General features: G+C 68.1%; 7 protein-coding genes. All 7 read right to left on the bottom strand.

The window, feature by feature from the left end; translation table 11 throughout:
- Positions 1-73: 73 nt before the first annotated feature.
- Positions 74-1,375, bottom strand: coding sequence for a sugar MFS transporter (locus KBW95_RS20835; protein ID WP_211529226.1), 1,302 nt, complete (start codon positions 1,373-1,375; stop codon positions 74-76).
- A 33-nt stretch (positions 1,376-1,408) separates the two neighbouring features.
- Entirely contained in the window at positions 1,409-3,820 is a 2,412-nt protein-coding gene (locus KBW95_RS20830) for a GH92 family glycosyl hydrolase (RefSeq protein ID WP_211529225.1), read from the bottom strand.
- Positions 3,820-4,743, bottom strand: coding sequence for a carbohydrate kinase (locus KBW95_RS20825; RefSeq protein WP_211529224.1), 924 nt, complete (start codon positions 4,741-4,743; stop codon positions 3,820-3,822). Before KBW95_RS20825 ends, KBW95_RS20830 begins: the two co-directional genes overlap by 1 nt.
- Positions 4,736-5,971 carry an AGE family epimerase/isomerase gene (locus KBW95_RS20820; protein ID WP_373888837.1) on the bottom strand — a complete coding sequence of 412 codons (1,236 nt, stop codon included), beginning with the start codon at positions 5,969-5,971 and terminating at the stop codon, positions 4,736-4,738. The genes KBW95_RS20825 and KBW95_RS20820 overlap by 8 nt, the downstream gene beginning before the upstream one ends.
- The gene (locus tag KBW95_RS20815; protein ID WP_211524280.1) at positions 5,971-6,957 is read right to left on the bottom strand and encodes a LacI family DNA-binding transcriptional regulator; all 987 of its coding nucleotides are present in this window, start codon (positions 6,955-6,957) and stop codon (positions 5,971-5,973) included. Before KBW95_RS20815 ends, KBW95_RS20820 begins: the two co-directional genes overlap by 1 nt.
- A 232-nt stretch (positions 6,958-7,189) precedes the next feature.
- Entirely contained in the window at positions 7,190-9,916 is a 2,727-nt protein-coding gene (locus KBW95_RS20810) for a glycoside hydrolase family 2 protein (protein ID WP_211529223.1), read from the bottom strand.
- The gene (locus KBW95_RS20805) at positions 9,913-11,433 is read right to left on the bottom strand and encodes a tryptophan halogenase family protein (RefSeq protein ID WP_211529222.1); all 1,521 of its coding nucleotides are present in this window, start codon (positions 11,431-11,433) and stop codon (positions 9,913-9,915) included. Before KBW95_RS20805 ends, KBW95_RS20810 begins: the two co-directional genes overlap by 4 nt.
- Positions 11,434-11,492 lie beyond the last annotated feature (59 nt).

Here is an 11,492-nt window from a genome sequence, read left to right as displayed (position 1 = left end):
CCCCCCGGGGGGTGTTTTTTTCCCCCCCCCCCCCCCCCCCCCCCCCCCCCCCCCCCCCCCCCCCCCCGATCAATCAGGCGTGTTCGCCCTGCTGGTACAGGCCCGCGTACTTCAGGCCGAAGTACAGGATGAAGGCGTAGCATGCCGCCGGCACCACGAAGGACCATTGCAGGCCGATGGTGTCGGCCAGCAGGCCCTGAGCGAAGGGCACCACGGCGCCGCCGACGATGGCCATGCACAGGATGCCCGAAGCCTGGCCGGTGAATTTACCGAGGCGGTACAGGGCCATGCTGAAGATGGTCGGGAACATGATCGAGTTGAACAGGCCGACCGCGATGATCGCCCACATGGCGGCCTGGCCCTGGCCGAAGATGGCGACCATTACCAGCGCGACCGAGGCGGCGGAGTTGAAGGCCAGCGCCTTGCCCGGGCTGACGTAGCGGATGACCGCGAAGCCGATGAAGCGGCCGATCATGGCGCCGCCCCAGTAATAGCTGACGTAGTGGGCCGCGGCGGCATGGCTCAGTCCCGCGATCTGCGGCTCGCCGAAAAAGTTGATCAGGAAGCTGCCGATGCTGACCTCGGCGCCGACGTACAGGAAGATGCCGATGGTGCCCAGCACCAGGTGGCGATGCGCCAGCACCGAGCTCTTGGCGGCGGCGCCGGTAGCGGCGGTGGCGTCGTCGGTGTGCTCGATCTTCGGCAGGCGGGCGAAGGCGAACAGCAGCGCCAGCACCAGCAGCGCGCCGGCCAGGGCCAGGTAAGGTCCCTGGACGCTGGCCGCCTGGGCCGCACGGTAGGCAAGCTGCTCGGCAGCCGGCAGCTGCGCCAGTTCCGCCGCGCCCAGCACGCTGCCCGACAGGATCAGGAAGCCGCCGAGGGCCGGGGCGATCGTGGTGCCCAGCGAGTTGAAAGCCTGGGTCAGGTTCAGGCGGCTCGACGCGTTGCGCGGGTCGCCCAGCACGGTCACGTAGGGATTGGCCGCCACCTGCAGCACCGTGATGCCGGCCGCCAGCACGAAGAAGCCGAACAGGAACAGCCCGTAGCCGCTCTGGGAGGCGGGGTAGAACAGCGCGCAGCCGATGGCCGCGATCACCAGGCCGGCGACGGCGCCGTTCTGGTAGCCGATCTTCTTGATCAGGGCGCCCGCCGGCAGCGACACCAGGAAGTAGGCGCCGAAGAAGCAGAACTGCACCAGCATCGCCTGCACGTAGCTGAGCGTGTACAGCTCCTTCAAGTGCGGAATCAGGACGTCGTTCAGCGCCGTCAGCAGACCCCACATGAAGAACAGGAGAGTGACGATGATCAGCGGGCCGGTGTTCCCGGCTTGCGCCTGCGTTTGCTGCAGCCGCACTGGCTGCGAAATGTGTTCCATGTGGAGTCTCCTAACTATTTTTTATGTGTTGCCTTAGCGGGCCAGGCCTGCGGGGGCCTTCGGCAGGTCGGCGGCGCGCGTGCCCCAGCCCGCGGTGTCCGGCTGTGGCGCCAGCTTGTAGCTGATCGTGCCGGCGGACTGCAGCTGCTCCCAGTCCAGCCAGACGCGCGAGACCGGGCGGCCTGCGTAATTCACCGACTGCACGTAGCGGCGCTCACCCGGCTTGGCTTCCGGCGCTTCGATGCGCAGGACGCGGCCCGGCGCCAGGTCGATCTCGGCGCGCGAGAAGCGCGGCGCATGCAGCAGGAAGCGGCCGCTGCCCGGGACGTCCGGATAAATGCCCAGCGCGCTGAACAGGTACCAGGCCGACATGGTGCCCAGGTCGTCGTTGCCGGTCACGCCGCTCGGGCCGTTGCCGAACAGGGTCTCGGCCGCGCGCAGCACGGTGGTGGTCTTCCACGGCTGGCCCATCAGGGTGTACATCCAGGGCGAATGCAGGTCGGGTTCGTTGTTCGGGTTGTAGCGGAACTGGCTGTAGTAGCTGTACGGTCCCACCACCCACGACTTGCGAACGGCGGCCGGATCGGCCACCAGCGCCTCGTAGTCGAAGAACTGGTCCAGGCGGCGCAGCGCCTGGGAAGTGCCGCCCATCGCCGCGGCCAGGCCCGGCACGTCCTGCGGCACCAGCCACTGGTACTGCCATGCGGTGCCTTCGTGGAAGCCATGGTCGCCGCGCGGGTCGAAGCCGCTGCCGACGTCGGCGAACCAGCTGCCGTCCAGCAGGCGCGGACGCGGGAAGCCGCGCTGGCCGGTCGGCTCGTCGACGACGTTCGGGTCCCAGACCTTCTTCCAGTTCAGGGCGCGCTGCGCCAGCACCTGGGCATCCTTGGTGTGGCCAAGGGCCTTGGCCATGGTCGCCAGCGAGCTGTCGGCCAGCGCGTATTCCAGGGTCGCCGAGGCGCCGTGGTGCGGGTCGGTGTCCATGCCCTTGGAAATGAAGCCGCGGTCATACTGGACGAAGCCCTGGCGCAGGTAGCTCGGATTGCCCGAACGGCCCTGCGGGCGGATGCCGAAGGCCGGCACGCCGAAGGCGTTCTCGCGCAGCGCCGTGTAGGCTTCGCGCTCGCGGCCCTTCAGTGCGCCGAAGCGCCACAGGTCGACCAGGAAAGGCGTGACCGGGTCGCCGGTCATGATGTTGGTCTCGAAGTTGGCGTAGCCCCAGCGCGGCAGCCAGCCGCTCTGCTCGCGGATCTTCAGCACCGAGTTGGCGATGTCGCGCGCACGCTGCGGACGCAGCAGGGCCAGCAGCTGGTTCTGGGCGCGGTAGGTGTCCCACAGCGAGAAGAACTCGTAATAGGTCCAGTCCTTGGCGGTGTGGACCACGTCGTCGTAGCCGCGGTAGCGGCCGTCGGCGTCGTTGCCGGTCAGCGGCTGCAGCAGCGCGTGGTAGAGCGCGGTGTAGAACACGGTGCGGTCGTCGTTGCTGCCGCCCTCGATGCGCACGCTGCCCAGTTCGCGCTGCCAGTTGGCTTGCGCCTTGGCCTTCATGGCGTCGAAGCTCATCGGCTTGCCGCCTTCCATCCCTTCGGCCTTCAGGTTGATGCGCGCGCCTTCCGCGTCCACGTGCGAGATCGCGCTGACGGCGGTGACGGATTGTCCGTCCTTGAGGTCGAAGCTCAGCCAGACGCCGTGCGGCTTGGCCTCGCCCTGCTGGCTGGGGCCGTCCACGTTGGCCCAGCCGGCGCGGTCGTCCCAGATGCCGCGCGCGGCGAAGGGACGGTCGAACTCCATGCGGAACCAGGTGGCGTACTTGGCGCCGCCGCAGAAGCTCCTGGTGATGATCCGGCCTTCGACGGCGCGGTCGCCCACGACGCGCACTTCGCTGCCGATCACGGAATGGCGCTCGTTGGCCTGGCCCAGGTTGAGCAGCACGTGGCCGGCGCCGGCTTTCGCGTCGAAGGTGTAGCGCTCGGCGGCGGCGCGGGTCAGCGCGGTCGCCTCGGCCGTGATGCCGCCGTAGCTGGTCAGCTTGACCTTGTAGTAGCCGGCCTGGCCGACTTCGCCCTCATGGGTGTACTCGGCGGCATAGGTCTTGTGGTTGAAGGTGTCCGGCTTCTTGGTGTCGAAGTTGCCGCCCGGGCCGATGGTGCCGGTGACCGGCAGCACCGACAGCTGGCCGCCCTGCTCCCAGCAGCCGGCGCCGGACAGGAAGGAGTGGCCGAAGCCGCGGATCTTCTTGTCGCTGTAGCGGTAGCCGGCGTAGTGGTCGGTGATCGGGCCGACCTGGATCATGCCGAAGGGAGCCGAGGCGCCGGGGAAGGTATTGCCTTCGTCCTGGGTGCCGATGAAGGTGTTCACCGGCATGCTGTTGTCCGCCGGCGCGGCCTGCAGGGCCACGGGCAGTACGAGAGCCGCCAGCAGGGCCCCCACTTGGAGTCGACGCATCACTTTCCCTCTCCTTCGAGCTGTTCGAACAATTGGTGCATGGCCGCCGGTTGCGGCGGGGTGGCGCCGGCCTGCAGGCAGGCGGCGGAACCGGCAGCCAGTGCGGCGTGCAGGTGAGATTGCAGCGGACGGCCGGGGTGGCGCGCCAGGCTGTGCAGCAGGCCGGCCACGCTGGCGTCGCCGGCGCCGACCGTGTCCACCACGGCCACTTGGGGGGCGCGCGCATCGGCGCGCTGGGCGCCGTGGAACAGGCTGGCGCCCTGGCCGCCGCGGGTGAACAGGCAATAGCCGGCCGGGTTGAAGGCGCGCACGCGCTCCAGCGCGACGTCCAGCTCGACACGAGGGAACAGGCCGCGCAGGTCGTCGTCCGACACCTTGATCACGTCCGCCAGCGCGGCCATGCGGCGCAGGGTCGGTTCGTAGCCCTCTTCCATCAGGTTGCGGTAATTGGGGTCGTAGCTGATCGTCACGCCCTGGTCCTTCAGGCGCTGGGCCAGGGCCACCAGGGTCGAGGCCAGCGGTTCGCGCGCCAGGCTGATGCCGCCGAAGTGCGCCCAGCGCAGCCCGTCAGACCAGCCGGCAGGGAATGCCGTCGGATCGAAATGCAGGTCCGCGCTGTCGTCGCCAATAAAGAAATAGCGGGGCGGCTCGCACTTTTCCACGATCGCCAGCAGCGGCGAGCGCTCGACGCGCTGCAGCAGGCGGGTGTCCAGGCCCACGGCTTCGCTGGCCTGCCACAGGGCGTCGCCAAAGCGGTCGCGGCTGATGGCGCCGGCGAAGGCGGTCGGTTCGCCCAGCACGGCCAGCGCGCGCGCCACGTTCCATACCGAGCCGCCCACGCGGCTGACCCAGCGCTCGTCGCCCTGGTCGATCATGTCGATGAGCGCCTCGCCGGCGCACAGCATCAAAGGCGCATCACGCATGGCCCGGCTCCTTCAGCACGCGCACGATGTCATAGCAGGCGCCCATGGTGTGGTAATCGACCTTGCCGGCCGGGCTCTTCTCGTCGCTCAGCTTGCGGTTCTGGCGGTCCAGGATGCGCCACCAGGCGCCGTTGTGGTGATCGACGAAATGGGTCCAGCTGTATTCCCACAGGCGCTGGTACCAGTCCCAGTATTCGGCCTTGCCGGTGCGCTCGGCCAGCATGGCGGCGGCCGCCGCGCTTTCGGCCTGGACCCAGAAATACTTGTGCCAGTCGCAGATCGTCAGGTCCGGCGCCAGCGAGTAGCACAGGCCGCCGTTTTCCTGGTCCCAGCCCTTCTCCACCGCGACGGTGAACAGCTTTTCCGCGGTCGGCAGCAGCCAGCCCAGGTCTTTCCCCAGCACGTCACCGCGCTCTTCCAGCTGCACCAGCAGCTTGGCCCACTCGGTGAAGTGGCCCGGCTGGTAGCCCCAGGGGCGGAACAGGTTTTCCGGATCGTCGAAGTTGAAGCGCCAGTCGGGACGCCACTGCTCGTCGTAGTGCTCCCAGATCAAGCCGCCGCAGCGCTCGGCCTGGCGCTGGGTGATGTTGTAGGCGATGGTGTAGGCGCGTTCCAGGTAGCGCAGCTCGCCGGTGGCCTGCCAGGCCGCCTGCAGCGCTTCGCAGGCGTGCATGTTGGCGTTCTGGCCGCGGTAGGTCGAGCGCTCGCTCCAGTCCTGGCTGGCCTCGTCGGCATACAGGCCGGCTTCGGCGTCCCAGAAGCGGCGCTCCATCAGGTTGAAGGTTTCCTCGATCCAGGGACGCGCCTCGTCCAGGCCCGCCATGGTGGCGTGGGCGTAGGCCAGCAGCACGAAGGCCTGGCCATAGGCGTGGTTGGTGCCGTCTTCGATCTGGCCGCCATTCAGCATCCAGGCGTAGCCGCTGCCGTCGGGGGCGCGGTGCGCATCGCGCACGAAGCGCAGGGCGTGCTTCAGGCCTTCCAGGTAAGCCGGGTCCTGGAAATGGCGGTAGGCCATGGCATAGGTGAACACGAAGCGCGTGCTGCTCACCAGGTGGCGATGCTGGGCGTCGTAGACCGCGCCGTCGTCCTTGAAATAATGGAAAAGGCCGCCGGCCGGGTCGATTGCGCGCGGGTGGTAGAAGCGCATGGTGTGGTGCGCATGGTCGAGCAGGACGGCCGGGCTGCGGAAGTTCGGGAAATTGTTCATGTTGGGCAGGGTGAAGTGCATTAGTCGTCGCAGCTGCTTTCGCGCACGATCATCTCGACTGGCAGGGTGATTTGGGAGGGGTTGTCTTCGGGTTTCTGGAGCAGCAGTTCGACCCCGGCGCGGCCCAGCGCTTCCTTGTCCACGCGGATCGTGCTGAGCGGGGGGATGGCGGCGGAGGCGGCGGCGATGTCGTCGAAGCCCACGATGGCGATGTCGTAGGGGATCTTCATGCCTTCGTTCAGGCAGTACTTCATGGCCGCCAGCGCGGTGCTGTCGTTGTAGCAAAACACGGCATCGGCCCGCTTCGGCAGGCTGAGCAGGGTGCGCATGGCTTCCGCCACGGCTTCGTCGCCATCGCCCATGGTCGGGACGATGACTTCCAGGTCCGGGTCGGCGTGGACCTTGGCGTCGAACAGCGCCTGGCGGAAACCGCGGTTGCGCTGCTGGATACTGTAGTGGGCCAGGGAGCCGGACAGCATGGCGATGCGCTTGCGGCCGCAGCGCAGCAGGTGCTGGGTGGCCAGGTAGCCGCCGCGCATGTTGTCGGGATTGACCGAGGTGAAGCCGCGGCGGTGCATGTCGACCAGCACCATCGGCTTGCCGACCTGCTGCAGGGCGCTCAGGACTTCCGGCTCGAAGAAGCCGGCGCACAGGATCGCATCCGGCTGGTGCAGGCGGATCTGGCCCAGCACCGGCTCCGCCGGGCCCACCGCGATGAAGGACAGGGCGATGCCCTCGCGGCGGCAGGCTTCCTCGGCGCCATGCAGCACCGGCGAGAAGAAGGGGCTGGACGACAGGGTGTTGTGCTGGCTGTGCAGCAGGAAGGCGATGCGGCGGATGCGGCCTTTTTTCAGCTGGCCGAAGTCATAGCCCAGCCGGATGGCGGCATCGCGCACCTTGTCGCGGGTGACCTCGGTCATGCCGGCCTGATTCTTCAGTGCGCGCGAAACCGTGCCGATGGACAGGCCGGTGGTTTCCGCGATGTCGCGCAGGGTGACCTGGCTCACGGTTGCCCCTTCGAAATCAAGTGCATGAGAGTCTCCAAAGTTCCGTTTTAATAAACGCGTCTGGCGGCGTTTTCCGGCGCTTGCCGGCGGGTGCCGGGCTGCGCCTGCTTCATAGCTGACGATAGCTGAGTTTTATATCAGTCGCGTTTCGGGGCAGTCAACCAAAGGCACGCAAACAGGGTGCATTTTCGCGTGTTTTACTAAACAGACTCCCGCGCCGTCTGGGCGGTTTTCAGGGTGGCGTCACCCCTGCCCTGCGCCGTCCGGCGCTCAGGGCATCCAGCCTCAGCCAGGCGGCCGGCAGGGCCTGGGACGCGCGTTTGGCGCTGGCCGGCGCGGCAAGCAAGTCGGCCACGGAGCGCAGCTTCAAGGCCTTGCGCAGCGCCGCCAGGCCTGCCTTGGACGACACGCGCAGCGAGACCCGCTCCTGCGGCAGCAGGGTCAAGGCGTTGTCGGCGACCTCGGCGTCCAGGTCGCCGAAATCCACCCATACGCCGCGCGCGAGCGTCGCGGCCTGCAGGTCGACCACATAGTGCTTGCCGTCGCGGCGCAGGCTCGCGCGCAGCGCGGGCTCCGGCCAGCGCAGGTCCTTGGCGGCCTTGAAATACACCACGCGGCGCGAAGCCGGTTCGCCCTCGGCCTTCAGCTCGAACACGGCGACCGTGGCCGCCGGATCGGCCTGGCCCAGCAAATCGGCATCCTGGTAGGCGGCCACCCTGGCCGCCGACAGCGGCGCCAGCTCGACCGGCGTGCGCTCGTCGCGCAGCAGCTTGCCGTCCAGGCTCATCACCCGCAGGCGCAACTCGCCCTTGAGCGGCCGGGTGCGGTCGTTCAGCAGGCTGACCGAGGTCCTGCCTTCGGGAGTGCGCAGCGCGGCCACCGCCACCGGCGCGTAGAAGCGGCGCGCATGGAAGTGCAGCGCCTTCCAGCGCCCGAACCAGTCCACGCTCGACCAGGACGCGCCCGGCCACACATCGTTGAGCTGCCAGTAGAGCGACCCCATCGTGAACGGACGGCTGGCGCGGTGATGCAGCGCGGCCAGCTCGATGCCCTCGGCCTGGGCGGCCTGGCCCAGGTAGACGAAATCGGCGAAGTCCCTGGTCTCGCCGAATTCATAGTCCACGTACTTCATCAGCCGCTCATTGCCCTTCCCGGCCAGGAATTTCTGGTGCGCCTCGATCACCGGGCTGGCGATGCCCTGCTCGCTGCGCTTCGCGAAGGCGTCGATGGTGCGCTGCACCGGCCAGGCCTGCAGGCCGTACTCGGACATGAAGCGCGGCGTGATCTCCAGGTACTTCGAAGGCGGATGCGCCGGGTTGCCCCACACTTCCCAGTAATGCATGTCGCCGCTGGCGGGCGTATTCGCCACTTCCGCGAGGTCGTCGCCGGGGGAGCTGGACCAGTAGGCGATGCCGCCGCCCTCTTCCGCCACCACCTTGCGCAGGTCCGTGCCGAACAGCTGCACATAGCCCTTCCACACCTTGTCGGCGAAGGCCGGATCGGCCTCCTTCAGCGTCTTGCCGTGGCCCCAGTACTTCCACGCGATCTCTTCCTCGTTGTTGCCGCACCACAGGACGATGCTCGGATGGTTGCGCAGGCGGCGCACCTGGTCGCGCGCCTCCGCGACCACATTGGCGCGGAAGGCGTCGTCATAAGCCGGCTGCATGCCGCCGCCGAACATGAAGTCCTGCCAGACCATCAGGCCCAGCTCGTCGGCCAGGTCGAAGAATTCGTCGCTCTCGTAATAGCCGCCGCCCCAGCTGCGCACCATGTTCATGTTGGCGTCGCGCGCCGATTCCAGCACGCGGCGCAGCTTGGCCTTGCTCACGCGCGGCTGGAACATGTCGAAGGGGATGGAGTTCGCGCCCTTGGCAAACACGGGAATGCCATTCACGGCGAAATAGAAGCTCTTGCCTTTGTCGTCGGCGTCGCGGCGCAGTTCGACCTTGCGCAGGCCGGTGCGCGCGCCGGCCTTGACGCCGCCGAGCTCGACCTCGTAACGGTACAGCGGCTGGGCGCCGTAGCCGGCCGGGAACCAGCGCTGCGGGCGCTCGATCCGCACCGGCAGTTCGATGCGGTTGGCGCCGGCGCGCAGTTCGACGCGGCGCTGGGCCGCCAGCGAGCGCTTGCCGTCCGGCGCGGTCTGCCACAGGCGCACTTCCTGCGCGCCCTCGCGCACCGCGTCCACCGTCACGATGGCGGCGATGTCGGCGCGCGCTTCCTCGACGCGGTCCTGGCGCAGCTGCAGGTCGTCGATGCGCAGCGCATCCCAGCTCTCCAGCACGACCGGCTTCCAGATGCCGGCGGTGACGTAGCGCGGACCCCAGTCCCAGCCGTAGTGGTAGCCCGGCTTGCGCGCGAAGTTGCCGGTCATCGCATCCTTCGGCTCGTCGCCGTAGGGCGAGGGATAGTTGCCGGCGATCTTGTTCGGCATCGCCTGCACCTGCGGCAGCAGCTTGGCGATCGGCGAGCGCAGCACGATGCGCAATGCATTGTCCCTGGCGCGCAGCTTGCCCTGCACGGGCACGCGCCAGGTGCGGAAGGCGTTGTTCGCGTCGAGCAGCTTCTCGCCGTTGAGCCAGACCTCGGCGAAAGTATCCAGCCCTGCGAACACCAGGTCGCTGCGCGCGGCGCTCATGGCGCTGCGCGGCGCGTCGAAGCGGGTGCGGTATTCCCAGTCGGCCAGGCCGATCCACTGCAGGGCCGCTTCCGGCGCGCCGACGTAGGGATCGGGAATCAGCTTGTTCGCGAACAGGTCGCCGTGCACGGTGCCAGGCACCGCCGCGGCGCGCCAGGCCGCCGCTTCCGGATGCGTATCAAGCTGCGCATTGCCGGGCGCGAGGCGGAAGCTCCAGCCCTTGTCGATCACGAACTGCCCGGGCGCGGCCGCCATGGCCGCACCCGTCGCCAGGGCGGCGCAGAGCCCCAGGAAAAAGCGCAACAGGGATTGCATGCTCATGGTGCGGGAGCCTTCCAGTATCGGTTGATCCACTCCTGGTGGGTCGGCATGGTGGCGACGGCCTGCTTCAGGTTCGCGCGCAAGCCTTCGACGACCTCGACCAGCCTGTCCTCGGGCATCTCGTCCACGATCGGGTGGTAGCCCTGCGGGACGATGCGCTGGCCCAGCATCACCTGCACCCAGCTCGGCAGCGCGAAGAAGTCCTCGCCGTTGCGGAAGTAGCGTCCGTCGGCGCGGAACAGCTCGACCGTCTTGCGCAGGCTGTCCGGGATTGGCATCGTGCGGCAGTAGTCCCAGAACGGCGTGTCGTCGCGTTCGGTCGCGTTGTAGTGAAGGATCAGGAAATCGCGGATCCGTTCGTATTCGAAGGCGGATTCGCGGTTGAAGCGCTCGCTCAGCAGCGGACTGAAGTCGCGCTGGGGGAACAGCGCCAGCAGGCGGGTGATGCCCGACTGGGCCAGGTAGATGCTGGTGGACTCGAGCGGCTCGAGGAAGCCGCTGGCGAGGCCCAGTGCCACCACATTCTTGTTCCAGAACTTCTTGCGCATGCCGGTGGCGAAGCGCAGGGAGCGCGGCTCGGCCAGCGCCTTCCCGTCCAGGTTGGCCAGCAGGGTCGCCGCCGCTTCGTCGTCGCTGATATGGCGGCTGGAATAGACATAGCCGTTGCCGACGCGGTGCTGCAGCGGAATGCGCCACTGCCAGCCCGCCGCCAGCGCGGTCGAACGCGTGTAAGGGGTGATCGGATCGACGCCTTCGCTGGGCACGGCCATCGCGCGGTCGCAGGGCAGCCAGTGCGACCAGTCTTCGTAGCCGGTCTTGAGGGTCTGTTCGATCAGCAGGCCGCGGAAGCCCGAGCAGTCGATGAACAGGTCGCCGCCGACGCTTTCCCCGTTTTCCAGGGTCACCGATTCGATGAAGCCGTCGCCGGCGCGCTGCTGCACGCCGACGATCTTGCCTTCGATGCGGCGCACGCCGCGCTGCTCCGCCAGCTCGCGCAGGTAGCGCGCGTACAGGGTGGCGTCGAAGTGGTAGGCGTAGGCGATGTCGGCCAGGGGCGAGCCCGGCGGCGCGTTCCTGTCGCCGGGGGCGAACTTGCCCTGCGGCGCCATCACGGTCTGCGGCGAATAGTCGCCGATCGGACCCGCGCGGCCCGACTGGTGCAGCTTGAGCCAGAACTGGTGGAAAGGCAGGGGTCCCAGCGAACGGCCGATGGCCCCGAAACCGTGGATGTAGCTGTCGCCGATGCGGCTCCAGTTGTTGAATTCGATGCCGAGCTTGATCGTGCCCTGGGTACGCTTGACGAATTCCGCCTCGTCGATGCCCAGCCACTGCCCGTTGAACATCTTGATGTGCGGGACACTGGCCTCGCCGACCCCGACGATGCCGATTTCCTCGGACTCGACCAGGCGGATCGAGGCGCCCTTGCCCAGGTAGGTGGCCAGGGCCGCGGCGGCCATCCAGCCCGCGCTGCCTCCACCGACGACCGTGATGTTGCGGATCCGGTTTTGCGTATCCATTGCGTCGCCCAACGAAAGACGGCTTTGTCCGAGGACCGGACAAAGCCTTTTGAAGAGAG

Origin of the sequence: Massilia sp. ZL223 (assembly GCF_018119395.1) — a bacterium.
GTDB lineage: Bacteria > Pseudomonadota > Gammaproteobacteria > Burkholderiales > Burkholderiaceae_D > Telluria.
Note: the sequence above shows the minus strand (reverse complement) of the source record. Positions and strands in the feature narration are given on the sequence as shown.

Bases quoted from the DNA above. Each gene is read 5' to 3' on its own strand.
- KBW95_RS20830 (WP_211529225.1), bottom strand. From the start codon at position 3,820: ATGCGTCGACTCCAAGTGGGGGCCCTGCTGGCGGCTCTCGTACTGCCC.
- KBW95_RS20820 (WP_373888837.1), bottom strand. From the start codon at position 5,971: ATGCACTTCACCCTGCCCAACATGAACAATTTCCCGAACTTCCGCAGC.
- KBW95_RS20805 (WP_211529222.1), bottom strand. From the start codon at position 11,433: ATGGATACGCAAAACCGGATCCGCAACATCACGGTCGTCGGTGGAGGC.
- KBW95_RS20825 (WP_211529224.1), bottom strand. From the start codon at position 4,743: ATGCGTGATGCGCCTTTGATGCTGTGCGCCGGCGAGGCGCTCATCGAC.
- KBW95_RS20810 (WP_211529223.1), bottom strand. From the start codon at position 9,916: ATGAGCATGCAATCCCTGTTGCGCTTTTTCCTGGGGCTCTGCGCCGCC.
- KBW95_RS20835 (WP_211529226.1), bottom strand. From the start codon at position 1,375: ATGGAACACATTTCGCAGCCAGTGCGGCTGCAGCAAACGCAGGCGCAA.